We start from the raw sequence: 25840 nt of genomic DNA, 5'->3' as shown, positions 1-25840 counted from the left end.
CCGAGACAGGAGAGCAAAGCGATGAAGTATCTGATGTTCGTCTGCACCGACACCGAGCCGGACACCGATCCCGCGCCTGAGCCCGACATCCACCGGTGGGTGAGCGAGCACGACGCCAGCGGGCAGCGCCTGCAGGGCATGGCGCTCGCGCCGAAGTCGACCGCCACGACGGTGCGGGTGCGCAACGGGCAGACCCTGGTGTCCGACGGCCCGTTCGCCGAGACCAAGGAGCTGATCGTGGGCTTCGACCTGCTGGAGTGCGCCGACCTCGACGAGGCGATCGAGGTCGCCCGGGCGCACCCGATGGCCCGCGGGGGCCGCATCGAGATCCGGCCGCAGGCCGACTGGGACCGCTCTTGACCGACGCGCAGGCCGCGGCGGCGCAGGCCGCCGCGGCCGCCGCCGCCGAGGCGTACCAGCGCATCGTGGCGGCCCTGATCCGGATCACGGGCGACTGGACGCTGGCCGAGGACTGCGCCCAGGAGGCGCTCGCGCTGGCGCTGGACCGCTGGCCGGTCGACGGCGTGCCGGACAACCCGGGCGGCTGGCTGATGACGGTGGCGCGCAACCGCGCCCTCGACGTGCTCCGGCGCGGCACCGTCGAACGCCGCAAGCTGCGTGAGCTGGCCGTCCTTGCGCTGACGGCAGCCACCGCCGAACCGGAGCGGGAGGAGATCGTGGACGACCGGCTGCGGCTGATCTTCACCTGCTGCCACCCCGCGCTGCCGCTGGAGGCCCGGGTCGCGCTGACGCTGCGCACCATCTGCGCGGTGGCCACCGCGGACATCGCGCGGGCGTTCCTGGTCAGCGAGTCCACCATGACTCGGCGGCTGACCAGGGCCAAAACCAAGATCACCGAAGCCCGCATCCCGTATCGGGTGCCGACCGGCCCGGCGCTCGCGCAGCGCCTGCCCGGCGTGCTGGCCGTGCTGTACCTGCTGTTCACGCACGGCTACAACGCCGACGGGGAGCCCGCGTTCGCCGACGAGGCGATCCGGCTGGCCCGGCTGCTCGCCCGGCTCATGCCCGAGCAGGCCGAAGTCCACGCCCTGCGCGCGCTGTTCCTGCTGCAGCACTCGCGGCGGCACGCCCGCCGCGACGCCGCCGGCGACCTGGTCCCGCTCGACCGGCAGGACCGGTCCCGCTGGGATCACGCCGCGATCGGCGAAGCCGTCGGCATCCTGGCCGAGCTCCGGGAGTCCGAGCTGCGGGGGGACGACCCGGCGGAGTCCGGGCCCTACGCGCTGCAGGCCCGGATCGCGGCCTGCCACGCCACCGCGGCGTCCGTCGCCGACACCGACTGGACCGGGATCGCGGACTGCTATGACCGGCTCGCGCACCTGCAGCCGAGCCCGGTGATCGAACTCAACCGGGCCGTGGCGCACGGGTACGCGTACGGGCCGGCGGCCGGGCTCGACCTGCTCGCCCGGGCCCGCGCGGGCGGGGCGCTCGACGACTACCCGCTGGCGATCGCCGCGGAGGCCGACCTCACCGCGCGGGCGGGCGACCGGGTGCGCGCCGCCGCCCTGTTCCGCGCGGCAGCCGAGGGCGCCCACAGCGACGCCGAACGGCGCGCCCTGCTCGACCGCGCCGACGAGGTCTAGCAGGCGCCCCGCGGCACGGCGAACAGCGAGACGCCCACTGCGGCCACGGGGGCACGCAGCGGGCGTCTCGGGAGGTCAGGCGCAGGTGGTCCGGGGCAGGCCGGTGACCTCGACCGGTGACCGGCCGGTCGGCTTCGCCTTGCCCGTCAGCACCGCGGCCAGCCCGTCCATCGACAGGTCACTGGAGGAGTACGTCGCCACCAGCACCTTCGACGCCGACTTGGCCAGCAGCGTGGGCACGTCCATGTGGACGGTGACCGCCGCGGCCGCGCTCAGGTCGTCGGCGGCGTCGCCGTACCCGACGAGGTGCACGACACTGCCGCCGGTCTCGACCACCGTGGCCCCGTTCTTCTTGAGCGCCTCGGTCAGGCGGTTGCGGGCCTTGTCGCGCCCGGCCGACGTGGTCACCCGCACCGGCCCGGTCACCAGCGGCTTGCCGCAGGCGCCGCGCAGCACGGTGACCGCGGCCGCGGCGAGCGGCGCGACCTCCTCCTGGTGGGTGCCCACGGTGGACAGCGCCGGGGCGGCCGCCTGTCCGAACCCGAGCTTGAGGGACAGGATCCGGCCGACGGCCTCGACGAGCCGTGCCCGCGGCAGGGTGCCCGCCTTGACCGCGTCGACGATGCCCTGGTGCGCCTTGCCCACGTGCGGCGGCATGAGGATCAGGTCGTTGCCGGCCAGCAGCGCCTGCACGGCCGCCTCGCCCGGCGGCACCTTCATCGCCGGCGCCATGTTCATGCCGTCGGTCACCACGACGCCCTGGAAGCCCATCTCCTTGCGGAGCAGGTCGATCAGCACCTTCTTGGAGAAGGTCGCCGCCACGCCCGGGTCGATCGCCTGCACGTCGAGGTGCCCGGACATGATGAGCGGCGCGTCGGCCTCGATGCCGGCCTTGAAGGTGGCCAGGTCGTCGGAGTCGAGCAACTGCCGGGTCTGGTTCACGACCGGCAGCTCGGTGTGGCTGTCGGCGGCCGTGTGGCCGTGCCCGGGGAAGTGCTTGAGCGTGGCGGCCACGCCACCCGCCCGCATCCCCTTGACCGCGGCGACGACCTGATCACCGGCCGCCTTCGGGTCCGACCCGTACGACCGCGAGCCGATCACCGAGCTGCCCGCCGGGCCGAGCACGTCGGCGACCGGCGCGAAGTTGACGTTGACACCCACCGCGGCCAGCTCCAGGCCCGCGGCCCGCCAGGCGACCTCGGTCAGCCGCGGGTCACCGGCCGCCCCGAACGTCATCGCGCTGGGCAGCGTCGTCATCCCGGTGGACAGGCGGGTGACCACGCCGAACTCCTGATCCATGCCGATCAGCAGCGGCACGTCGGCGGGCAGCCGGGCCGCCGCGCTCTGCAGCCCGCCGGTCAGCGCCCGCACCTGCTCCGGGGACTCCACGTTGTTGACCGGCTGGTTGGCCGCGGTCGGGTCGTTGCCGCCGAACCCGATCAGGATCATGCCGCCGAGCCGGTACTTCTCGATCATCTGCGCGGGGGTGTCCACCCCCGCGAGGGCCTTGTTGCCCGCCGCGGTGCCGGCGGAGACGTCGGTGGCCGAGCGCCCGTAGGCGAACGGCATCAGCACCTGGCCCGCGAGGTCCGCGTCGGACATCTTCTTGATGATCCCCGCGACCTTGGCGGAGACGTCGGCCGGATCCTGCATCGGCAGTGTTCCCCCGTTGTCGGGCGCCGTGCCGCACGCGCTTGCCACGACCGCCACTGTGCAGAGGCTGGACACGACGGTGCCGAGCCTGCGGAACCTTTTCTGCGTTGACGAGGTCACGCGGGTATCCCACCAGCAGTACGGGACGGGGTCAACCGTTACACGCGTCGGCATCGTCCTTACGGCCGATCGGGGCGCCCGCCCCCGGCGCGCGGACCGGCCGGCCCTGGTTCCCCGCCGTCCCGGGTCGATGCCTGGCGCGTCACCCGGCCCTGGTCAGCAGCGTCACCGGCGCGCCCTCGGCGGCGTAGCGGTACGGCTCGAGCTCGGCGTCCCAGGGAGTGCCCATCGCCATGTCGAGGGCATGCGCCAGTGCCTCCGGGCTGCGGCTGCCCGCGATGAGCGAGCGCAGCCGGTCCTCGCCGAGCTGGATGTCCCCGGCCGCGCCCATCGCGGCCCGGAACAGGCCGCGGCCGGGCACGTGCATGAACCGCTCGCCGTCGACGCCGGCGCTGGGCTCCTCGGTGATCTCGAAGCGCAGCATCGGCCACTGGCGCAGCTCAGCCGCGATCTCCGCGGCGGTGCCGGGCCGCCCGGACCAGTCGCACTCGGCGCGGCGGGCGCTGGGCTCGAGCGGCTGCACCGTCCAGTGCAGGTTGATCGCGCCGCTTTTCAGGGCGCGCGAAATCGCCCACTCGACGTGAGGACACACGGCAAGCGGGCTCGAGTGGACGTGTACGACGCCACGCGTGGGCACGGTGACCTCCCGAGACGGACAGGCGCGTCTTCCCCTACGGCCTGGCGACTCCGGCGATCTCACCCATGATGACGGCTGGGGCGGATGTGGCGCCAGAGAATCGCGAAACTCGCCGGATGAATTGTCCGACCGGCCCGCGGCGACGTGTCCGTCACACTCGAAGGCGACGCCGATCAGGGTCTGCTCAGGGGTCGTGTAGAGTTCCTAAGTCAACCAGACTTTCAAGGAGTACGTCGTGGCGAGCAACACCTCCAAGACCGCGCGCGCGTCTGTCCGGGCCGGTGAGGCCAAGGGTGGCGCGCTGAGCGTGCTCGGTGAGTTCAAGTACATCATTCCGCTGAACAACGGCAAGCACGCCTACGTGCGGAACCTCACCAACGGCAAGACCGTGCACCTGAGCACCACCTCGGACGCCTTCGTCGAGGAGATCCGCGTGCTCGCGGGCGCCGGCCACGCCGCCAAGATCCGTGCCGAGCTGGTCGCTCTCAACAGCACCCACCCCGGTCACGGGTGGGACGCCACCGAGAAGCGCCTGGCCGAGGCCGGCATCTTCGAGGGCTGAGCCCCTCTGTCTCACCCTGAGGCCCCGTCCGCTCCGCGGCCGGGGCCTCAGCCATACCCCCACCCCACCACCCGGCCCCACGCCACGCCCGGCCGACCGGCCCTGCCGGGACAACTTTTAAAGACTTGCGGCCTCAGACACGCTCTGAGGCCGCAAGTCTTTAAGAGTTGTGCGAGCAGGTGGGCCGTCGGCGGGCGCGCCGGGTCAGAGGAGTTCGACGACGCCGGTGTCGAGGTCGTAGACGGCGCCGACGATCTGGGCGCGGCCGGCCGCGGTGGCGGTGGCGAGGCGTTCGGCCAGGCGGAGCTGGTCGACGGTGCGCTCGACGTGGCGGCGCAGCGCCTTCGCGTTCACCTGCGGGTCCTGCAGGCCGACCTCGACCACCGCGGGTGCGATCTGGTCGACCAGGTAACCCATGAACCCGTCGGGGCGGCTGCCGGTGCGCAGCGCGTCGACGGTGGCGGCCACGGCGCCGCAGCGCTCGTGTCCGAGCACCATCACCACCGAGGCGTGCAACTCGGCGACGGCGAACTCGACCGAGCCCACCACGGACCGGTCGAGCACGTGCGCGCCGGACCGGACCACGCACATGTCGCCGAAGTTCTGGTCGAACACGGCCTCCAGCGGCACCCGGGAGTCGATGCAGCCCAGCACCACGGCGTACGGCTCCTGGCCGCTGGACTGGGCGGCCGCCTCACCGACGTGGTGGCCGTATCGAGGCCGTCCGGCCGCGAAGCGGCGGTTGCCGGTCATCAGGTCGGCCAGCGCCTCTGCGGGCCCCCGACGGTTGCCAGTCATCGTCACATCAGAATCCGACGGCGCGGTCCTCGACTGCGTCATGAGTCAAGGGTCGCTGGTAAAGGGCCGCCACGGGAAGGTTACTCGGAAGTAGTGCGACCCTTCTCACGACCGGGGCCGCGGTCCCGCCCTGGATTCAGCTGCCGAGCCGAGCCCCGGCAGGCCCGCGACAGCCCCACGCGCGAGGCCGTGATCCGACACGTCCGGAGGCCCCTTAGGGAGTTCAGCCGGGTGCGCCGGGGTTCCTGGTCGGGTATCTTTCGAGCGTCCCGTGCGGTCACTGCGGGCGATGGTGCTCGCGGAAGGGGTGGCCGGTGGAGTTCGTCGGAACATGGCTGGAGACGCTCCCCGCGGTCGCCATCTACCTCATCGTCGGCCTGGTCATCGGGACCGAGAGCATGGGCATCCCGCTGCCCGGCGAGATCGTGCTGGTCAGCGCCTCGCTGCTGGCCGCCACCACGGACCACATCTCACCGTGGGGCGTGGCCGCCGGCGCCGCGATCGGCGCGATCGTCGGCGACTCCATCGGGTATGCGATCGGCAAGCGCGGCGGCCGCCCGCTCCTGGAGCGCCTGAGCCGCCGGTTCCCGAAGCACCTGGGCCCGGAGCAGATCGTGCGGGCCGAGGCGATGTTCGGCCGCTGGGGCACGTGGGCGGTCTTCTTCGGGCGCTTCATCGCCCTGCTGCGCATCCTGGCCGGGCCGATGGCCGGCGCGCTGAAGGTGCCGTATCGCAAGTTCCTGCTGGCCAACGCCGGCGGCGGCCTGGTCTGGGCGTTCGGCACCACGTTCGCGATCTACGCGCTGGGCGCCGTGGCTGAGGCCTGGCTGAAGCGCTTCTCCTGGGCGGCGCTGGCGCTGGCCGTGGTCTTCGGCCTCGGCACCACCTGGTGGTTCAAGCACCGGGCGAAGAAGTCCCTGGTCGCCACCGCGGCCGACGAGACCGTCGCACACCTCGGCACTGATGAGATCGACCACCCCACGGACCCCTCTCCGGCGGCGGAGCGGCGGCCGAGCGAGGAGCGGGTGGGCTGACAGTCAGCCTATCCGGTGGGGCTCCGCGTCACATCGGCCCGGTGATCGATCTTCCGGTCGGGGGCAGCCCGTACCCTATCGGGGCACCATCGCCGCCATACCCGGCCCGGGAGACGCATGTCTGACAACACCCTGCACGACGAGATCGCCATCGAGCAGCAGCACGTGGACCGTGTCTACGCGCGGCTGGCCCGACTGCGCGCCGACGCCGCGAAGGCGGAGGCCGACGGCTATCAACTCGCACGGGTCGGCACGTTCGGGTCGCTGGTCGAGCGCGACGCGATGGTGTTCCACGCCGCCCGGCGGCGGCAGGCCTTCGACAGCGAGCACGAGGGCCTGGTCTTCGGCCGCCTGGACATGCACCCCAGCCGCATCGAGCCGGACGAGGCCGCCGCCGACCCGGAAGCCGCGGGCTGGGACGAACGCCCCCGCTACATCGGCCGCCTGGGCGTGCGTACCGAGGGCGCGGAGCCGCTGCTCATCGACTGGCGCGCGCCGGCCGCGGCGGCCTTCTACCGGGCCACGGCGGCCCAGCCGCTGGGCGTGATCCGCCGCCGGATGATCTCGTCGTTCGGCGAGAAGGTCACCGGCCTGGAGGACGACCTGCTCGACCCGTCGGCCGCGCCGGAGGGCATGCGCGTGGTCGGCGACGGCGCGCTGCTGGCGGCGCTGAGCCGGGCCAAGGGCACCGGCATGCGCGACATCGTGGCGACCATCCAGCACGAGCAGGACCTGGCGATCCGCTCGCCCGCGTCCGGCGTGACCATGGTCGAGGGCGGCCCGGGCACCGGCAAGACCGCGGTGGCCCTGCACCGCGCGGCCTACCTGCTGTACTCCGACCGGGCGCGCTTCGCCGGCGGCGGCGTGCTGATCGTCGGACCCTCCCCCGTGTTCGTCGAGTACATCGAGACCGTGCTGCCCTCGCTGGGCGAGGACACCGCGACGCTGAAGTCGCTCGGGCAGCTCGTGCCCGGCTTCGACGCCACCCGCGAGGAGACCGCCGCGGTCCGCGCGGTCAAGGGCTCGACGCGCATGCGGCGGGTGCTGCGCCGCGCCGCCGAGGACGCCCCGCCCGGCAGTCCGGACGGCCTGCGCATCCGCTACCGCGGGGAGTGGCTGGAGCTGACCTGGCGGCAGGGCGAGGAGATCCGGCGGCGGATCGGGCGCGGCAACCGGCGCAACGAGATCCGCGCCAAGGCGTTCGGCGCGGTGCTGGACCAGCTCTGGGAGCAGATGAAGGCCAAGCAGCCGCGGCTGGAGCAGGCCCGGTTCGACGAGGAGCTGACCGAGCACGAGGGCTTCCGCGACTTCCTCAAGGCGTGGTGGCCGCTGGTGCGCCCGGTGCAGGTGCTGGGCTGGCTGGCCGACCCGCAGCGGCTGCGCCGCTACGCCGAGGGCACGCTGTCGAACGAGGAGCAGCGCACCCTGGTGCGGGCGCTCGCGCCGCTGCGCGAGCAGGGTCCCAGCATCGACGACGTGCCGCTGCTCGACGAGCTGCAGGAGCTGCTCGGCGACAAGCCGAAGCCGCGGGTACGCCGGCGCGAGGCGTACACGGTGGGCGGGGTGCGCGAGGTGGCGACCTCGTACGAGCGCTCCCGCGCCGCGTCGGCCGCCGCGCCGCGCGAGAACGACTACCGCGACTACGCCCACGTGGTGGTGGACGAGGCGCAGGACGTCACGCCCATGCAGTGGCGCATGATCGGCCGGCGCGGCCACGCGGCCAGCTGGACGGTCGTCGGCGACCCGGCGCAGTCGGCGTGGATCGGCAGCGCGGGCGAGGTGGCCCGGGCCCGGGACGAGGCGCTGGGCGGCCGCAAGCGCCACCCGCACCAGCTCACCACGAACTACCGCAACTCGACCGAGATCTTCGAGGTGGCCGCCGAGGTGATCCGGCGCGTCTCGCCGGACCTGCCGCTGCCGAAGGCCGTACGCACCACCGGCGTCGCCCCCGTGCACCAGATCGTGGACCGGGCCCGGCTGGACGACGCGGTCCGCGACGCGGTCGCGGCGCTGCTCGGCGAGGTCGAGGGCACCGTCGGCGTCATCACCCCCGACGCCCGCATCCGCGACCGCATCGCCGCCCGCCTGTCCGAGTGGGACACCGAGCGCCTGCGCGTGGTCACCGCCCTGGCCGCCAAGGGCATGGAGTACGACGCCGTCGTCCTGGTCGAACCCGGCCTCATCGACGCCGGCACCGACGCCGGCCGCCGCACCCTCTACGTGGCCCTCTCCCGTGCCACCCAACGCCTCACCACCCTCGCCACCCGCCCCTGGCGCTGACCCCCGCAATCCGCAACTCTTGAAGACTCGCGCCCTCAGTGGATCCTGAGGGCGCGAGTCTTCAAGAGTTGCCGCAGGCCGCAGGCCCGGCGCTCGGCTAGCGCCAGGTGTCCGGGTAGGTGGCGGTGCAGGGGGTGGTGGGGGTGGTGCGGGCGCGGTTGGGGTCGCTTTCCCAGGTGACGGTGCCGGCGGCGTCCTTCTTGAGGTACTTGTACGCGAAGGTCGTGCCGGCGGGCAGGTTGATCGTGGCGGTCCAGACCGGGTAGGTCGCGCTGGACAGGGCCACGGCGCTCGCGGTGTTCCAGCTGCCGAGGGCGGGGATCGAGCCGACCACGTAGACGTTCTGGCCCCAGGTGGTGGTCGCGTTCACGGAGAACGCGGCCGCGATGGAGGCGCAGGTCGAGCCGGTGGGCGACGGGCTCGGGGAGGCGCTGGGCGACGGCGTGGAGCCGCCCGGCACGTTCCAGGTCTCGCTGTAGGTGACCGCGCAGACGCCGGTCGGCACGGTGCGGGCGCGGTTGGCGATGCTCTCCCAGGTGACGGTGCCGGAGGCGTCCTTCTTGATGTACTTGTACTCGAACGACGTGCCCGCGGGCAGGTTCACGGTGACCCGCCAGAGCGGGTACGCCGTGCCGGACATGGCCACCGCGTTGGCCGTGTTCCAGGAGCCGAGCTGGGCGACGCTGCCGGCCACGAAGACGTTCTGGCCGCTGGTCGTGGTGGTGTTGGACTCGAACGTGACCGCCACGGTCGTGCAGGCAGTGCCGCTGGGCGTCGGCGAGGGGGTGCCCGTCGGCGACGGCGACGGGCCGACCAGTGCCCCCGTGTAGACCGCCAGCGCGCTGTTGGCGGCGACGGTGGCGGTGGCCTGGCCTGAGCCGTTCACGGTGACGGTGCTGCCCGCGCAGACCCCGGCGGTGAAGTCGCCGGTGGCCACGTCGCAGTACACGCCCGCGGGCAGCCCGGTGCTGAAGGTGGTGCTCCACGCCGCGCCGTCGCGGTTGAACGCGGCGAAGCCGACGTTGCCGCGCCCGAACGCGATCCGCGACGCCGACGGCGACGTCCAGTTGGCGACACCGGTGCCGCTGACCGCGTTGTGGAAGCCGACGAGATTGGCGACCGCGGTCTTGCGGTGCTCGCACTCCCAGCCCGAGCCGCAGATGACCTGGCTGGTGGTGCCGTTGCCGGCGGCGGGCGGTCCGGCCTCGTTGTTGCTGAACGTGAAGCTGCTCATCAGCTGGGGCGTGCCGTACGGGTACGCCAGGCTGAACGCCGCCGCCAGCGCGTGGGTCTGCCCGTTCTTGTAGGTGAGCCGGGCGCGGCCGTTGCGCTGGGTGTCGTGGTTGTCGATGAAGTTGACCGCGTCGCCGGAGCTCAGGGCCATCTGCGAGGCGAGGTTGTTCAGGTTGGACAGGTTCGCGTCGCGGAACGCGTTGCCGACGACGTCGCCGTAGCGGAACTCGGTGACGTCACCGATCCCGGCGTACTCCCCCGGCGGGAACGCACTGTCCTCGATCACCTCGTGGAAGACGTACGGCGAGCCGCTGACGCCGCCCAGGATCGCCTGCAGGTCGGCGACGGGCATGTGCTTGGCCGCGTCGACCCGGAACCCGTCCACGCCCAGCGAGACCAGGTCGTTGAGGTACGCGGTGAGCTTGCCGCGCACGTAGGCGGACTCGGTGGCCAGGTCGGACAGGTCGACCAGCTCGCAGTTCTGCACCTCCCACCGGTCGCCCCAGGCGACGATGTCGTCGTTGCCGTTGCGCCCGCAGTGGTGGAAGTCCTGGTTCTGGTAGATCCCGGGGTAGTTGTAGTGCGAGTAGGTGGAGCCCGCCGAGCCGGTGCCGGTGGACGCGCCGCCCGCCATGTGGTTGACCACCGCGTCGACGTAGATCTTCACACCCGCGTTGTGGCAGGTGGTGACCATGTTCGCGAAGGCGGCACGGTCGCCGCGGCGGCTGACGAGCTGGTAGCTGACCGGCTGGTAGTCCTGCCACCAGGGGTAGGACTGGCCAGCGAGCACGACGTGCTCCTGCGGCGGGGACACCTGCACCGCGCCGAAGCCCTTGGGGCCGAGCACGGTGGCGCACTCGTTGGCGATCGAGGCCCAGGGCCACTGGAACAGGTGCACGATGACGTCGCGGTTGCCGGGGTTGGCGTCGGCCTTGGCCGGGACGAGGTCGGGGGCGCCGGGTCGCAGGAGCACGACCGCGGACAGCGCGGCGGCCAGCAGCACCGAGGCGAGGGCTGCGGCTAGGGAGCGGTGGCGGGTGGACACGAGTCTCCTCCTGGGTCGGGGAGGGGCGAGGGATGGAAACTCTTGCGCAAGTTTCAAGGATGTTAGCCCCGCGTTGACGCGCCGTGAAGAGTATCGATGCGCCGGATTTGCCGTACAAATCAGAGCTGAGGAGGGTTCCATTTGCACATCGGATCTTCGACCGGTCGGCCCTGGACGACATCGGCGCACGCCGGGGCGAGCGACGGCGGTCGCAATGCTGAAAAATCTTTCAAAGATTCTTCCAGTAGTGCGGCGTCGGGGTCCCGACAGGACCGACGCAGAGCGCGTGAGCGGGCACACAGTGTCATCTACTGGACCGCATATTCGTTTTCATGATTGCGTTACCGCTTCTTACGGTGTGTGCACACCTCACACCGAGACGGAGAAAACCTTGTCTGCCAAGGAAAAGTCCGGGCACGCGATCGTGCTCGGCGCCAGCATCGGCGGCCTGCTCGCCGCCCGCGTGCTGAGCGAGTCGTACGCGAAGGTCACCATCTTCGACCGCGACGCGCTGCCCACCGACGGCGTCACCGGCCGCAAGGGGGTGCCGCAGGGCGACCACACCCACGGCCTGCTCGCCCGCGGCCGCCAGGTGCTCGAAGAGCTGTTCCCCGGCTTCGCCGCCGACATGACCGCGGCCGGCGCGGTCCCCGTCGACGTCCAGGGCGACGTCGTATGGATCAACGGCGGCCACCGGCTGGCCGCCAAGCACACCGGCCTGGCCGGCCTGGGCGTGACCCGCATCGGCCTGGAGGCGTACGTGCGCCGCCGGGTCATCGCGCTGCCCGGCGTGCAGTTGCTCGCCCGCCACGAGGCCGTCGGCCTGATCGCGAACGCCGACCGCACCCGGGTCGTCGGCGCGCGGGTGCTGCCCGTCGGCGGCGACACCGAGCTGCGCCTTGCGGCCGACCTGGTGGTCGACGCCACCGGTCGCGGCAACCGCGGCCCGTCCTGGCTGGCCGAGCTGGGCTACGACAAGCCCGCCGAGGAGCACGTCGACTCCAAGACGGTCTACGTCTCACGGGCCTACCGGCGTACGCCGGGGCAGCTCGGCTTCACCGCGGCCGTGATCAGCCCGTCGCCCGAGCTGCCCATCGGCGGCGTCGTGGTGCCGGTCGAGGGCGACCGCTGGATGCTGACGCTGATCGGCGTCGGCGAGGGCGGCGTGCTGCCGGCCGACCCGGACGCGTACGCGCAGTTCGCCCGCCGGCTGGCCGGCGACGAGCTGTATCAGCTGCTCAGCACCTGCGAGCCGGCCGGTCCGGCAGTGCGGCTGCGGCTGCCGGTCAGCGTGCGCCGCCGCTACGAGCACCTGACCCGGCTGCCCGAGGGCCTGGTCTCCTTCGCGGACGCGGTGTGCAGCTTCAACCCGGCATACGGCCAGGGCATGACCGTCGCCGCGGCCGAGGCGATCGTGCTGCGCGACTGCCTGCGCCAGGGCGGTGCGGGGCTGCCGAAGCGGTTCTACGCGGCCGCGTCGAAGGTCATCGACGTGCCGTGGGACATCGCGGTCGGCGCGGATCTGGCCTACCCCGAGGTCGAGGGCGTCCGCACCGGCAAGGGCAACTTCCTCAACGGGTACGTCGCCCGCCTGCACCGCGCGGCCGCCACGCACCCCGAGGTCGGCCTCGCGTTCCTGGCCGTGGCGAACCTGATGTCCCCGCCGCAGCGGCTGTTCTCCCCCGGCGTGCTGGCCCGCGTGCTGTGGTCCGGCCGCACCCGCAAGGCCCGACCCACGCTGGTCGCCCAGCCGACGCCGGTGACCCAGGCGTAACCAGCCACTGGCCGCCGACGGGTTCACTCGCGCAACGCACGCCGCCGGGGATCACGACGTGGTCCCCGGCCGGCTCAGAGGGTCGTGATCAGGCCGCCGTCGATGACGAAGTCCGCGCCGGTGACGTTGCCCGCCCGGCCACCGGCCAGCAGCACCACCAGGTCAGCGACCTCCTCGGCCTCGGTGAACCGGCCGGTCACCGCCTGCGCGGCGACCTGGTCGACCACCTGCTCGGGCGACACCTCGCCCGCCTTGCCGAACGACTCGGCGACGCCCCCCGCGCCCGTCCACATCGGTGTGCGCACGGGGCCGGGGCTGACCGTGTTGACCCGGATGCCCTTCGGCCCGACCTCCTTGGACAGCGCCTTGGAGAAGTTGGTCAGCGCCGCCTTGGACGCGGTGTAGTCGATGATCGCCGGGTCGGGCAGGAAGGCGTTGATCGAGCTCACCGTCACGATGCTGCCCGCGCCCCGGGCCAGCAGGTGCGGCAGCGCGGCCCGGGTGACGCGCACCGCGGAGAGCAGGTTGACGGTCAGCGACCACAGCCAGTCCTCGTCGGTGACCGAGGTGAACCCGCCCAGCCGGGTCTTCACCGCACCGACGTTGTTGACCAGGATGTCCAGCCCGCCGTACGCGGCCGTCGCCTCGTCGATCAGGCGCTGCGGCCCGGCCGGGTCGGTCAGGTCCACCGCGACGGCGTGCACCGGGCCGTCGATCCCGGCCAGGTCGCCGGAGGTGCCCCGGGCCGCGGCGACCACACTCGCACCCTCGGCGACCAGCGCCTTCACCACCGCGAGGCCGATGCCCTTGCTGGCTCCGGTGACCACCGCGACCTTGCCGCCCAGCTGCAGATCCATGACGCCTCCCCCGATGCGCTCCGGTTCAGGCTACGTGCGCCGGGCCGGTCCAACCGGGGATTCGGGCAGGTCAGTCACCCTTGGTGCCGTCGACCAGCTCGCGCACCACGTCGAGGTGGCCGTTGTGCCGGGCGATCTCCTCGACGAGGTGGAACAGGATCCACCGCAGCGTCGCGGGCCGTCCGGCCCGGCCCAGGTTGCGCTGGGCGAGGGTGTCCAGGTCCAGCGAGGCGACCAGGTCGCGGTAGCGGGCGCTCTGCGCGTCGTACTCGTCGAGCAGCTGCTCGATCGGGGTGTCCAGGGCGTAGGTGAACTCGCGGTCCGGGTCCTCCTTCGTCCACGGCCCGGCGTCCTCCTCGCCCAGCAGCACCACCTGGAACCAGGAGTACTCCACCCAGCGCACGTGGCTGACCAGGCCCTTCACGGTCATCAGCGGCGAGTCCGGCAGCGGCGCCCTGCGCGCGTCCTCGTCGGTGACGCCTTCGCACTTGGCGCGCACGGTCGCGCGCACGTAGTCGAGGAAGGTGGTCAGGGTGGCTCGTTCGTCCCAGGTGGCGGGCACGTCGGTTCGCGTCATGCCTGCGATCATGCTGGTCGGCCCGGTGCCTGTCGAACCGATAAGCCCCGGTCCAGGCCGCGGGCGGCAATGCCCCCGCACGGGCGGCGCCGGTCGGCGGGACAGCTCAGGTCAGGACCGCGCGCAGCACCGTCGCGGTGTCGGCCAGCGACGGCAGCACCACGTCGGCGCCCGCCTCGGCCAGCTCATCGGCGGTGCACGAGCCGGTCGCCACGCCGATCGCGATCGCACCGTTGGCCCTGGCCGCCTCGATGTCGTGCGGGGTGTCCCCGATGACGACGACCTGCCGCGCGGGCAGCGTCGCGGCGTACTTGGCCTGCGCCCGCTCGTGGGCCAGCCGCACCAGCACCGAACGCACCCCGTCGTCGCAGCCGTAGCCACCGACCTCCAGGTCGATCGGCCCGAGCAGGCCGAACGCGGACAGCTTCTCGTACGCCGCCTCCCGGATGTTGCCGGTGACCACCGACTGCACCACGCCGGTCTCGACCGACAGCGCGGCCAGCGCCTGCGCCGCCCCGGTCAGGGCCGCGCCGCGGGCCAGCAGCTGCGGCCGGTGTGCCCGGGTGTGCTCGGCCAGGTGGGTGAAGAACTCGGCCACGAGCTCCGGGTTGACCTCGCGGCCGTGCCACTCCAGCGCCGTCGTGAAGATCCAGTGATCGGTACGCCCGCCGAACTCCGGCAGCCGCGGCGGCTCGCTGCCCACCACCGCCAGGTACGCGGCGACGAACACGTCCCGGCCGACCTTGCCGCCGTTGATCAACGTACGGTCGATGTCCCATAGCACCAGGCGTCGCATCCCCCGACCCGACCACGCGGCCCGGACGGTGTCAAGCCGCCCGCGGCAGGTCACCGGCAGGTCCAGCGCAGCGGCACCGCCCTCGCCGGCGGAGTTGAGAAGGGCACCTTCCTCCACGAGATCCGATGGGAAGGTGCCCTTCCTTCGTCAGGTGCAGTGCCAGGCGACCGCGACGACTCCGGTTTTGTCGATCGACTGGTAGCCCGCGACGATCCGGCCGTCCGTGCTGATCACCCGGATGTCCGGCTCCGCCAGGTGGGACTCGGGCGCGCCTTTCACATCCGGCAGCGGCACGGTGGCCTGATCGAGGAACAGCACCGGGTGCCTGTCCCACGAGACCGCGAGCCCGACCGTGTTGACGAGTCTCGGGCGGCCGGCCACGCGGTGCCAGCTGACCTCGCCGGTGGCGAGGTTCCACCGGGCCACGTAGTCACGCCCGTCGGCCCGGGTGGTGCCGGTGGCGAGCGTGCCGCCCACCTGGCCGTCGTGGATGTCCTCGGCCGCGGCTGCGGTGACCTGGTTTCCGTCGATGCTGTCGGGCACCTTCAGTTCCCGCATCGTGCCGTCGGGCTGCCAGACGACCGGTCGGGTCGGGATCACCGGCACGACCGGGTCCTGCCCGGGCTTGGGCGCCGGCGGCGAAGGCTGCACCCAGCCGGAGACCGTGCCGTCCGCGTCGATGCCCGTCGCCTTGCCTCTCATCCCGGCCGGCAACGCCAGCGCGGCCGGTGCCGCGGTCGGGGTACGCCAGATGACGGGCCAGGCGTCCGACCCGCCGCCTTCACTCATCGCGCCGACGATGACACCGCTGTCGTTGACCGCGGTCGCGCCCGCGTGCCGCCCCTTGAGCCGGCTCAGGCTGCCGTCCCGGTAGATCCACGGGACCTGGACGTCCCCGTCGACGAAGCTGAACCCGACGGCGATGCCGGTGGAGCTGATGTCCCTGAAGGAGGGATCCTCGCCCTCGTGCCGGATCACCTTGACCTTGCCGTCCTCCCAGATCAGCAGGCGGTCGCGGCCGTCGTAGGGGTAGGCCCGGCCGACCAGGAGACGGCCGGTGGGATCGCCGCCGGTCACCACACTCTTCGGCGGGTAGCCCCTGGGCATCGGCAGGCGCTCGGGCACGCACGCGGCCACGTGCACGGCCGGGGTGGTCGGCGACAGCGCCGGGACCGGCGACGAGGGCGCCGCCGGGGGCAGGGGCGCGCTCTGCACGGCCGGCAGGAACGTGACGCCGAGGATCGACAGGGCGACCACCGCGGCGAGCCCGCCCACAGCGGCGAGGCGACGGGCGTGCTGCCGCCGGCGGCCGAGGGTCAGCGCCCGCTCGGTGACGTCGTACGTGCGGGCGCGGTCGCCGATGTCGGCCAGCAGCTCGTTCAAGTCACTCATGCCTTCTCCTCGCTTCGCTCGTCGGCGGCATGAGCCCCGGGCAACATGATTCGCTCGCTGCGCTCGCTCATGCCCAGGCCTCCTTCGGCTCTCTGACCAGCACGTGCAGTTCCGGTGCCAGCTCGCGCAGCCGCTTCAGGGCGTACGACGTCTGGCTCTTGACCGTGCCCACGGTCACGCCGAGCGCCGCCGCGGCGTCGGCCTCGGACAGGTCCTCGACGAAGCGCAGCACGATCACCGCGCGCTGCTTGCGGGTCAGCTTGGCGAGCGCCTGCTCCAGGAGCAGGCGGCGCACGGTCTCGGCGGCCATGTCCCGGCCGCTGCCGCTCTCCGGCGGCTCCGCCGTGGACCACTCGGCGCGCAGGTGGCGGTTGCGCCGCCAGGCCGACACGTGCTCGTGGTAGAGGACCTTGCGCAGGTACGCGTCCGGCGCGCCCCCGGCTGACACCTTCGACCACCGTGACGCGAGCTTGACCAGCGCGTTCTGCAGCAGGTCCTCGGCCGCGTGGTGGTCGCCGGTCAGCAGGTACGCGATGCGCGACAGCCTGCGCAGCCGCGCGTGCACGAATTCGCGGAATCCGTCGTCGTCCGCCACATGTCACCTCCCCGTTCGTCTTCCCGACCTTCCGCCCCACCTACACGGCGGCACATGGCACCCGGGTTGGAAATCGGAGGCGGAAGTTTGGAAGGGCACCTTCTACATCGCATAGCGATGTGAAGGTGCCCTTCCTTCTGCCTTGTCAGGCGGTGAGCATACGGCGGAGTTCGCGTTTGAGGATCTTGTGGCTGGGGCCCATGGGGAGTTCGGGGAGGAAGCGGACCTGGCGGGGGTACTTGTGCTTGCCGAGCTGGTCGCGGGACCAGGTGATGAGGGTTTCCTCGGTGACGGGGTCGGCGTCGGGGCGCAGCACGACCACGGCGCAGATCTCCTCGCCGTGCACGTCGTCGGGGACGCCGATGACGGAGACGAGCTCGATGGCGGGGTGGCGGGCCAGCACCTCTTCGACCTCGCGCGGGTACACGTTGAAGCCGCCGCGGATGACGATGTCCTTCTTGCGGTCCACGATGGACACGAAGCCCTCGGCGTCCTTGGTGCCCAGGTCCCCGGTGCGGAACCAGCCGTCGACCAGGGCCTGCTCGGTCGCGGCCGGGTTGCCCAGGTAGCCGGCGAACACGTTGTGGCCCCGGATCACGATCTCGCCGAGTTCGCCCGTTCCGAGCAGTTCGACGCGCTCGTCGACCTCGGCGCGGGCGATCTCGACCTCCACGCCCCAGACGGCGTGGCCGACGGTGCCGGGCCGTACGCCGAAGTGCGGCTGGTTGGTGGTGGCCGTCGGGGAGGTCTCGGACAGGCCGTAGCCCTCGTAGATCGTGGTGTCGAACGCGGCGTTGAACCGCTCCAGCACGGCCACCGGCAGCGACGCGCCGCCGGAGATGGCCAGCCGCAGCTTCGGCAGGTCGGCCCGCCCGGCGGCGGCTTCGAGCAGGCCGACGTACATGGTCGGCACGCCGTGGAAGACGTCGACCTGCTCCCGGACCATCAGGTCGAGCGCGGCCTCGCCGGTGAACCGGGCCAGCAGCACCAGGGTCGCGCCGATGCGGAAGGTGCCGTTCATGCCGACCGTCTGCCCGAACGTGTGGAACAGCGGCAGGCAGCCCAGCGCGATGTCGGTGGGGCGGGCGTCGTTGGCGTCGAAGATGTTGACGGTCGCGTTCATCACCAGGTTGAGGTGGGTGAGCACGGCGCCCTTGGGCTTGCCGGTGGTCCCGCTGGTGTAGAAGATCACGGCCGGGTCGTTCGGGTAGCGGGTCTCGTACGAGCGCAGCGCCGGGACCCGGGAGCTGACCTGCTCCAGCCGTTCCGGGCCGCCGGAGTCGGGGCGCGGCCCGACGCTGACGATCGGGATGCCGGCCTCGGCCGCGGCGGGCGCGCCGAGCGCGAGCATGCCGCTGTGGCAGACGACCAGCTTCGCCCCGCTGTCGCGCAGCACGTACGCCGCCTCGCTCGGGGTGAGCAGCAGGTGCACCGGCACCACGACGCCACCGGCGGCGAGGATGCCGTAGTAGGCGCGCGGGAAGTCGGTCACGTTCGGCGCGACCAGCGCGACGGCGTCACCGGGCTGGACGCCGAGTTCGCGCAGTCCGGCGGCGTAGGCCAGCGCCTGCCGCCACAGGTCGGCGTAGGTCTCGCGGCCGAACGCGTCGACCACGGCGGTCTTGGCGGGATGGCGGCGCGCGGCCTCGGCCAGGACGGCGGCCAGGGAAAGCGTGCTCACAGCTCCTCCTCGAAGTAGATACGGCTGACGGTCTCGGCCACGCAGCACGGTTTGTCCTCGCCGTCGGCGCGGACGGTGAGCTGCGCGACCAGTTGCACGCCGCCGTCGACGGGCTCGACCTCGGCGATGCGGGCGAGCAGGCGCACCTGGGCCCCGACCGGGATCGGGGCCGGGAAGCGGACCCGGTTCACCCCGTGGTTCACACCCAGGCGCACGTTGTCGAACCGGTACACGTCGCGGACCAGCAGCGGCAGCATCGACAGCGTCAGCCAGCCGGGTGTGGCCGCGCCGATGCCGATGCAGTCGACGCCGCCGGTGGCGTCGGTGTACGCGTCCACCCGCGACCGGTCGACGCGCTGCCAGGGCCCCGGGCCGATGCACTGGCCGACCGCGGCGGCCAGCTCCTGGGCGGACGCGAACACCCTCATGCCAGATGCCCCCCGATCTTGGTGTACCCGCGCAGCAGGTCCCGGGAGATGATCAGGCGCTGCATCTCGTCGGTGCCCTCGTAGATGCGCAGCAGCCGCACCTGCCGGTACCAGCGCTCGATGGGCAGCTCCCGGGTGTAACCCATGCCGCCGTGGATCTGCATGACCCGGTCCACCAACCGGTTGATCATCCCGGCGCCGTAGAGCTTCGCCATGGACGACGAGTGGCGCGGGTCCTCGCCCTGGTCGACCGTCCACGCGGCGCGCAGCACCAGCCAGCGGGCAGCCTCCAGCTCGGTCTCCGCGTCGGCGATCATCCACTGGATGGCCTGGTTCTCCCCGATCGGCTTGCCGAAGGTGACCCGGGTGTTGGCGTAGTCGACGGCCATCTGCAGGGCGCGCTCGCCGATGCCGAGCGCGTGCGACGGGATGAGGTAGCGGCCCTTGCCGATCCACTTCATGCCCAGCTCGAAGCCCTGCCCAATCTCCCCGAGGATGTTGCGGGACGGCACGCGCACGTTGTCGAAGACCAGCGAGGCGGGCCCGCCGGGGCCCATGGTGGCGATGAACTCCGAGTGCCAGCCCATCGCCCGGTCGACCAGGAACGCCGTGGTGCCGCCGCCGCGTACCCCCTTCTCCCGGTCGGTGACCGCGACCACGATGGCGAAGTCGGCGTCGTTGCCGTTGGTGATGAAGGTCTTCTCGCCGTTCAGGACCCAGTCGTCGCCGTCCTTGCGGGCGGACAGCTTGATGTTCGCGGCGTCGGAGCCCGCGCCCGGCTCGGTGATGGCGAAGCAGGAGACGCGCTCGCCCTCGATCGTGGGCTTGAGGTATTCGTCCTGCTGGGCGGCGTTGGCGTAGAAGAGGATGTTGTCGGCCTCACCGCCGAACCGGAACGGCACGAGGGTGTGCCCGATCTCGGTCCAGATAAGCGACTGCATGATCGCGGGCAGGTCCATGCCGCCGTGCTCGGCCGGCGTGGCCAGCCCCCAGAAGCCGAACTTGCGGGCCTTGAGCTGCAGCTCGCGCAGTTCCGACCGCTCGATGCCGGGCTCTCCGGCGCGTTCGCGCCGCAGCAGCTCGTGTTCGAGGGGCACGACCTCCTTGCGGATGAAGGCGCGGGCGGTGTCCCGGATCGCCCGCTGCTCGTCGTCGAGCGAGAAGTCCACTGTGGTTCCCTTCGGTTGTGGTGCTTCGCTTAGCGCGCGCCGCCGTTGACGTAGAGGGTCTGCCCGGTGACGAAGGAGGCGTCGTCGCTGGCCAGGAACGCGACCACGGACGCGATCTCCTCCGGCTGGGCGACCCGGCGCAGCGGGGTGTGCTCGCTCGCCCACTTCTGGTGCGCCTGCGCCGACGAGCCGACCCGCTCGGCGGTGGCGGCGGTCATCGCGGTGGCCACATACCCCGGCGCGACCGCGTTGACGCAGATGTCGAACGGCCCCAACTCGATCGACAGCGTCGCGGTCAGCCCCTGCACGCCCGCCTTGGCAGCCGCGTAGTTGGCCTGCCCCCGGTTGCCCAGCGCCGACCGGCTGCTCAAGTTGACGATCTTGCCGTACTTCCCGGCGACCATGTGCTTCTGGGCCGCCTGGCAGCAGTAGAACATGCTGGTCAGGTTCGTGTTCAGCACCGCGTGCCAGTCCGCCGCGCTCATCTTGAACAGCAGATCGTCCCGCGTGATCCCCGCGTTGTTGACCAGGATGTCGAGCCGCCCGAAGTCGGCCACCACCTGCTCCGTCATCGCATGCACCGCCCCCTCGTCGGTGACGTCGCACCCGTAACCCGCAGCCGCCCCACCCGCCGCCGTGATCTCCTTCGCCAGCGCCGCACTCTTCTCGGCACTCAGATCGACGACCGCGACCGATGCCCCTTCCGACGCCAGCCGCTTGGCCGTCGCCGCCCCGATCCCTTGTGCGCCGCCGGTCACGATCGCAACCCGCCCGCTGAACCTGCCGCTCATCGCTCCTCCTTTGAAGGAAGGGCACCTTCACATCGCCATACGTAGAGGAAGGTGCCCTTCTAAACGCCTATGCCTGTCTGAGCTGGACTTTCAGAACGCGTTCACGCCGGTGAGGGCGCGGCCGATCAACAACTGCTGGATCTGGCTGGTGCCCTCGTAGAGGGTGGTGACGCGGGCGTCGCGCAGGTACTTGCCGACCGGATACTCGTCGACGTAGCCGTACCCGCCGAACACCTGCAGTGCCTTGTTCGCCGCGCGCACGGCCGCCTCGCTGGCGAACAACTTCGCCATCGACGCCTCGGTCGCGAACGGCTGCCCGCGGTCCACCAGGTCGGCGACCCGCCACACCAGCAGCCGGGCCGCCGCGGTGTCCACCGCGACATCGGAAATCAACTGCTGCACCAGCTGGTACGCCGCGATCGGCTTGCCGAACTGGGTGCGCTCCCTGGCGTAGCCCACCGCCGCGTCCAGGCAGCCCTGCGCGATGCCCACACAGCCCGCCGCGACCGACATCCGCCCCTTGTCCAGCGTGGACATGGCGAGGTGGAACCCGCGCCCCTCCTCGCCGAGCAGCGCGTCCCCCGGCACCCGCACGCCGTCGAACACCAGCTCCGCCGTGGGCTGGCCGCGCAGCCCGAGCTTGCCGTGGATCTCCCGCCGGGTCAGCCCGGCCGTGTCCGTCGGCACCAGGAACGCGCTGATCCCCCGCGGCCCGTCCCCGCCCGTACGGGCGAAGACCAGCGCGACATCGGCCCAGGTCCCGTTCGTGATGAAGATCTTCGAACCGGTGATGACCCAGTCCCCGCCGTCGCGGACCGCCCGGGTGGTCAGCGACGCCGCGTCGGAGCCGGTGCCCGGCTCGGTCAGCGCGAAGCAGCCCAGCAGGTCCCCGCCGCACAGGCCGGGCAGCCAGCGCTCGTGCTGCGCGGGCGTGCCGTGGCGCGCGATGCTCTTGGCCACGAGGCCCAGCGACACCGACACCAGCCCCCGCACCGACGAGTCGCCGCGGCCCAGCTCCTCAAGGACCAGGCAGTACGCCAGGTGGTCGCCGCCGCTGCCGCCGTGCTCCTCGGCGACGGTCAGGCCGAGGAAGCCCAGCTCGCCGAGCTGCTTGACCACGGTGCGGGCGACGCTCTCCTGCCGGTCCCACTCGGCCGCGTGCGGCACGACCTCGCGATCGACGAACTCGGCGGCGAGGCGGCGGACCGCGGCGTGTTCCGGCGACAGTGTCATGTCCACCGCATTAAACTAGCGGTGAAAGTTTTATCTCGTCCAGACCCCGCTGTGGCAGAGTTCAGCGGCAGCACCGACCGAAGGAGAACCGACCATGCCCCGGCCCAGCCAGGCCCTGTTGAGCCGGCAGCGCATCGTGGAGACCGCCGCCGCGATGATCGACGCCGACGGGCTGGCCGCCCTCTCCACCCGGCGCCTGGCCGCCGAGCTGGGCGTACGCGGGCCGTCGCTGTACAACCACTTCGCCACCAAGGACGCGATCCTGGACGCGGTCGCCGACGCGGTGATCGCGGGCGTGGACGTGTCGTTCTTCACCACGCACGACTGGCGCGAGGCGCTGCGGCGGTGGGGGCACTCCTACCGCGACGCGCTGACCGCGCACCCCAACATCGTCCCGTACCTGGCCCAAGGCCCCGGACGACGGCCGGCCGCGCTGCACATGGCCGACGCGGTGTACGGCGGACTGGTCAAGGCGGGCTGGCCGCCCGCACGCGCCACGCACATCGGCGCGGTGATGCGCTACCTGGTCGCGGGCTCGTCGCTGGGCTCGTTCGCGCGCGGCTTCGTCGAGGACCCCGAGCTGTACGCCGCCCACTACCCCCACCTGTCCCAGGCCCACCGCCTCGCCGAGCACCAGCACAGCGTCGACGAGGGCGCGTTCACGCTCGGCCTGGACGCGCTGATCGACGGGCTGGCGCGGGAGTACGAGGCCACGGTCGGCCCGCTGCCGCCTCTGGAGCCGCGGCCCGACTCGTACTACAGTCGAAACTTGCAGCGCTAGTTTTGCGGCCCGGCGAGTGCCGGCCGCTCGCGCCGCGGCCAGCCGACGACGCCGTCACCACCCCCCATCGGGTCCGCGTCCGGTCGCCGCGTCGCGGGCCACGCCGCTTGATGGGAAGGGACAGCATGGACCTGGCAGCCGCGGCGACGCATCCGGGACGTACCACCCCGATCGCGGACCGCACCCAGCTCTTCATCGGCGGCCGCTGGACCGCCCCGCACGGCACGGGCGTGATCGCCGTCGAGGACCCCACCACCGAGCAGGTCATCGCGCACGTGCCCGCCGGTGACACCGTCGACGTGGACCGCGCCGTCGCCGCCGCGAAGGCCGCGTTCGGGCCCTGGTCGGCGCTCGCCCCGGCGGAGCGCGCCGCGTTTCTCGACCGGCTGCACGCGGCGCTGTCGGCCCGCGCCGAGGACGTCGCCGCCACCGTGGCCCGCGAGCTGGGCACCCCGCTGCGGATCGCGACGAAGGTCCAGGCCGGACTGCCGCTGACCGTGCTCCGGAGCTACGTCGAGCTGGCCGGGCAGCCGGAGAGCACGCACACCGTCGGCAACTCGCTGATCGTCGGCGAGCCCGTCGGCGTGGTCGGCGCGATCACGCCGTGGAACTACCCGCTGCACCAGATCATGGCCAAGGTCGCCGGGGCGCTGGCCGCCGGCTGCACGGTGGTGCTCAAGCCCGCCGACCTGACGCCGCTGGTGGCATACCTGCTGTTCGACGCGATCGAGGAGGCCGGGCTGCCGGCGGGCGTGGCCAACCTGGTCACCGGGCCCGGTTCGGTGGTCGGCTCCGCCATCGCGGCGCACCCCGACGTGGACATGGTCTCGTTCACCGGCTCCACGGCGGTCGGCGCGCGCATCTCGCACCTGGCCGCGGACCGCATCGCCCGGGTCGCGCTGGAGCTGGGCGGCAAGTCCGCCAACGTGATCCTGGAGGACGCCGACCTGCCCCGCGCGGTGAAGACCGGCGTCGCGAACGCGTTCCTCAACTCCGGCCAGACCTGCACCGCGTGGACCCGCATGCTGGTGCACCGCCCCCGGTACGAGGAGGCTCTCGCCATCGCCGCGGAGGCCGCCGCCGGGCAGACCCTCGGCGACCCGTTCGACCGGGGCACCCGGCTCGGCCCGCTGGCCTCGGCCGCGCAGCGCGAGACGGTACGCGGCTACATCGCGCAGGGGCTCGCCGACGGCGCGCGCCTGATCGCGGGCGGGCTCGACGCGCCCGTGCCGGACCGGGGCCACTTCGTCGCGGCGACGGTGCTGGCCGATGTGGACCCGGACAGCACCGTCGCCCAAGAGGAGATCTTCGGGCCGGTGCTGGTGGTGATCCCGTTCGACTCCGACGAAGAAGCCGTGGCCATCGCCAACAACTCCCGGTACGGCCTGGCCGGCGCGGTGTGGTCGGGCGACGAGGACCGGGCGCTGGCCGTGGCGCGGCGGCTGCGCACCGGCGCGGTCGACGTCAACGGCGGGGCGTTCAACCCGCTCGCCCCGTTCGGCGGGTTCAAGCAGTCCGGCATCGGCCGCGAGCTCGGCCGCCACGGGCTGGACGAGTTCCTCGAGACGAAGGCGATCCAGCGATGAGCCCGGTGCGCGCGCTGCTGTGGCGCGGGCCCGGAGCAGCGCTGGAGATCGAGCCGATCCTGCTGCCCCCGCCCGGCCCGCGGGAGGTGCGGGTGCACATCCGCGCCGCCGGGGTGTGCCACTCCGATCTGTCCATGGTGAACGGGACGCTCGCGCCGGCGTACCCCCTGGTGCTGGGTCATGAGGCGGCAGGCGTGGTGACCGCCGCCGGGCCGGAGGCGAGCGTCGCCGTCGGCACGCACGTGGTGCTGAACTGGGCTCCGCCGTGCCGCCGCTGCTGGTTCTGCGGCAACGGGCAGCCATGGCTGTGCGAGACCGCGGGCGCGCCGACCGCCGCCCGCGGCGCGACCGCCGACGGCGAGCCGCTGCACGTCACGCTCGGTCTCGGGGCGCTGGCCGAGGAGGTCGTCGTCGGCGACCACGCCGTCATCCCGGTGCCGGCCGAGCTGCCGTTCGCCACCGCCGCCCTGCTCGGCTGCGCGGTGCTCACCGGGGTCGGCGCCGTGCACCGCACCGCCGCGGTGCGCCCCGGCGAGTCGGCGCTCGTGATCGGACTCGGCGGGGTCGGCCTGTCCACGGTGATGGCCGCCCGCGCCGCCGGAGCCGATCCGCTGATCGCCGTCGACGTCTCCGACGCCAAGCGCGACCTGGCCCTGTCCGCCGGGGCCACCCATTTCCTGGTATCGGGTGACGACCTGAGCGCCCAGGTCCGCGGCCTGACCGAGCGCCGCGGGGCCGACCACTCCTTCGAGTGCGTGGGCCGCTCGGCGACCATCCGGGCCGCGTGGCGGGCGACCCGCCGCGGCGGCCAGGTGACCGTGGTCGGCATGGGTGCCAAGGACGACATGGTCAGCCTGGCGGCGCTGGACATCTTCCACTCGGCCCGCACCCTGCGCTCGTCGGTGTACGGCAACTCCGACCCCGACCGCGACGTCCCCGACCTGGCCCGCCAGGTCCTCGCCGGCGACCTCGACCCGGCCGCCCTCATCACCGACCAGATCACCCTGGACGAGTCCCCCGAGGCCTTCGCCCGCATGTCCCGCGGCGAGGGCGCCCGCTCCGTCATCCTCCTCCCCTGACCCGTCCCGTCCCGCGCCGCGCTCCGGCGCGGGACGGGCGCAAGGTCATCCGACTTGCCTGGCACCTGTGCGAATGGACGGTCAAGATACGCACACCTGCCAGGCAAGTCGGGCGATCATGACCATCGCCCGGCC

23 protein-coding genes are annotated in these 25840 nt (G+C 72.4%); 9 read left to right on the top strand and 14 right to left on the bottom strand.

The features are described from left to right. Positions 1-21 precede the first annotated feature (21 nt). Positions 22-360, top strand: coding sequence for a YciI family protein (locus HAV39_RS36380; RefSeq protein WP_191843704.1), 339 nt, complete (start codon positions 22-24; stop codon positions 358-360). Further along, the gene (locus HAV39_RS36375; RefSeq protein WP_203736663.1) at positions 357-1604 is read left to right on the top strand and encodes an RNA polymerase sigma factor; all 1248 of its coding nucleotides are present in this window, start codon (positions 357-359) and stop codon (positions 1602-1604) included. The genes HAV39_RS36380 and HAV39_RS36375 overlap by 4 nt, the downstream gene beginning before the upstream one ends. Positions 1605-1679: 75 nt before the next feature. Here the strand turns inward: HAV39_RS36375 and HAV39_RS36370 are convergent, their stop codons facing one another. After that, positions 1680-3431 (bottom strand): glycoside hydrolase family 3 protein, encoded by a 1752-nt coding sequence (locus HAV39_RS36370; RefSeq protein ID WP_191843702.1) that lies wholly within the window; start codon positions 3429-3431, stop codon positions 1680-1682. Between the two features lie 88 nt (positions 3432-3519). Then, positions 3520-4014, bottom strand: coding sequence for a DUF3145 domain-containing protein (locus tag HAV39_RS36365; RefSeq protein ID WP_191843701.1), 495 nt, complete (start codon positions 4012-4014; stop codon positions 3520-3522). 235 nt (positions 4015-4249) lie between these two features. Between HAV39_RS36365 and HAV39_RS36360 the strand changes: the two genes are divergently transcribed. Continuing rightward, complete coding sequence (locus tag HAV39_RS36360) at positions 4250-4576, top strand: hypothetical protein (protein WP_120316310.1); 327 nt, start codon at positions 4250-4252, stop codon at positions 4574-4576. A 204-nt stretch (positions 4577-4780) separates the two neighbouring features. Here the strand turns inward: HAV39_RS36360 and HAV39_RS36355 are convergent, their stop codons facing one another. Further along, entirely contained in the window at positions 4781-5374 is a 594-nt protein-coding gene (locus HAV39_RS36355; RefSeq protein WP_191843700.1) for a carbonic anhydrase, read from the bottom strand. A gap of 314 nt (positions 5375-5688) precedes the next feature. Here HAV39_RS36355 and HAV39_RS36350 point away from each other — a divergent pair, with 314 nt between their 5' ends. Beyond that, positions 5689-6408, top strand: a complete 720-nt coding sequence (locus HAV39_RS36350) for a DedA family protein (RefSeq protein ID WP_239120940.1) — start codon at positions 5689-5691, stop codon at positions 6406-6408. A gap of 117 nt (positions 6409-6525) precedes the next feature. Then, entirely contained in the window at positions 6526-8688 is a 2163-nt protein-coding gene (locus tag HAV39_RS36345) for a HelD family protein (RefSeq protein ID WP_191843699.1), read from the top strand. 97 nt (positions 8689-8785) lie between these two features. On the opposite strand, the gene HAV39_RS36340 is transcribed toward HAV39_RS36345, so the two are convergent. Beyond that, on the bottom strand, positions 8786-10966 hold the full coding sequence (locus HAV39_RS36340; RefSeq protein WP_239120941.1) for a carbohydrate-binding module family 20 domain-containing protein: 2181 nt from the start codon (positions 10964-10966) through the stop codon (positions 8786-8788). Positions 10967-11357: 391 nt separating this feature from the next. On the opposite strand from HAV39_RS36340, the gene HAV39_RS36335 reads away from it, so the two are divergent. Continuing rightward, complete coding sequence (locus tag HAV39_RS36335) at positions 11358-12740, top strand: NAD(P)/FAD-dependent oxidoreductase (protein WP_191843697.1); 1383 nt, start codon at positions 11358-11360, stop codon at positions 12738-12740. Between the two features lie 74 nt (positions 12741-12814). On the opposite strand, the gene HAV39_RS36330 is transcribed toward HAV39_RS36335, so the two are convergent. The 10 genes from HAV39_RS36330 to HAV39_RS36285 all read right to left on the bottom strand — a co-directional run bounded on the left by HAV39_RS36330 (position 12815) and on the right by HAV39_RS36285 (position 22265). Further along, positions 12815-13597, bottom strand: coding sequence for an oxidoreductase (locus tag HAV39_RS36330; protein WP_191843696.1), 783 nt, complete (start codon positions 13595-13597; stop codon positions 12815-12817). Between the two features lie 70 nt (positions 13598-13667). Continuing rightward, complete coding sequence (locus HAV39_RS36325) at positions 13668-14174, bottom strand: DinB family protein (RefSeq protein WP_191843695.1); 507 nt, start codon at positions 14172-14174, stop codon at positions 13668-13670. A gap of 106 nt (positions 14175-14280) precedes the next feature. Then, the gene (locus HAV39_RS36320; protein ID WP_191843694.1) at positions 14281-14970 is read right to left on the bottom strand and encodes an HAD family hydrolase; all 690 of its coding nucleotides are present in this window, start codon (positions 14968-14970) and stop codon (positions 14281-14283) included. Between the two features lie 147 nt (positions 14971-15117). Beyond that, complete coding sequence (locus HAV39_RS36315) at positions 15118-16362, bottom strand: hypothetical protein (protein ID WP_191843693.1); 1245 nt, start codon at positions 16360-16362, stop codon at positions 15118-15120. Between the two features lie 67 nt (positions 16363-16429). Beyond that, positions 16430-16957 carry a SigE family RNA polymerase sigma factor gene (locus tag HAV39_RS36310; RefSeq protein WP_191843692.1) on the bottom strand — a complete coding sequence of 176 codons (528 nt, stop codon included), beginning with the start codon at positions 16955-16957 and terminating at the stop codon, positions 16430-16432. A gap of 145 nt (positions 16958-17102) precedes the next feature. Continuing rightward, a complete protein-coding gene (locus HAV39_RS36305; RefSeq protein ID WP_191843691.1) occupies positions 17103-18638 on the bottom strand; it encodes a long-chain-fatty-acid--CoA ligase in 1536 nt (511 codons plus the stop codon). Continuing rightward, entirely contained in the window at positions 18635-19066 is a 432-nt protein-coding gene (locus tag HAV39_RS36300; RefSeq protein ID WP_191843690.1) for a hotdog family protein, read from the bottom strand. The genes HAV39_RS36305 and HAV39_RS36300 overlap by 4 nt, the downstream gene beginning before the upstream one ends. Continuing rightward, positions 19063-20235, bottom strand: coding sequence for an acyl-CoA dehydrogenase family protein (locus tag HAV39_RS36295; protein ID WP_191843689.1), 1173 nt, complete (start codon positions 20233-20235; stop codon positions 19063-19065). The genes HAV39_RS36300 and HAV39_RS36295 overlap by 4 nt, the downstream gene beginning before the upstream one ends. A 29-nt stretch (positions 20236-20264) precedes the next feature. After that, positions 20265-21026, bottom strand: coding sequence for a 3-oxoacyl-ACP reductase FabG (gene fabG, locus HAV39_RS36290; RefSeq protein WP_191843688.1), 762 nt, complete (start codon positions 21024-21026; stop codon positions 20265-20267). A 90-nt stretch (positions 21027-21116) separates the two neighbouring features. Further along, complete coding sequence (locus HAV39_RS36285) at positions 21117-22265, bottom strand: acyl-CoA dehydrogenase family protein (protein WP_191843687.1); 1149 nt, start codon at positions 22263-22265, stop codon at positions 21117-21119. 88 nt (positions 22266-22353) lie between these two features. Between HAV39_RS36285 and HAV39_RS36280 the strand changes: the two genes are divergently transcribed. The 3 genes from HAV39_RS36280 to HAV39_RS36270 all read left to right on the top strand — a co-directional run bounded on the left by HAV39_RS36280 (position 22354) and on the right by HAV39_RS36270 (position 25705). After that, entirely contained in the window at positions 22354-23040 is a 687-nt protein-coding gene (locus tag HAV39_RS36280; protein ID WP_191843686.1) for a TetR/AcrR family transcriptional regulator, read from the top strand. 125 nt (positions 23041-23165) lie between these two features. Continuing rightward, positions 23166-24626, top strand: a complete 1461-nt coding sequence (locus HAV39_RS36275; protein WP_191843685.1) for an aldehyde dehydrogenase family protein — start codon at positions 23166-23168, stop codon at positions 24624-24626. After that, positions 24623-25705: a Zn-dependent alcohol dehydrogenase gene (locus tag HAV39_RS36270; RefSeq protein WP_191843684.1), complete on the top strand. Its 1083-nt coding sequence runs from the start codon at positions 24623-24625 to the stop codon at positions 25703-25705. Before HAV39_RS36275 ends, HAV39_RS36270 begins: the two co-directional genes overlap by 4 nt. The last annotated feature ends 135 nt before the right edge of the window (positions 25706-25840 follow it).

This window comes from Catellatospora chokoriensis, assembly GCF_011297315.1.
Lineage (GTDB): Bacteria > Actinomycetota > Actinomycetes > Mycobacteriales > Micromonosporaceae > Catellatospora > Catellatospora citrea.
Note: the sequence above shows the minus strand (reverse complement) of the source record. Positions and strands in the feature narration are given on the sequence as shown.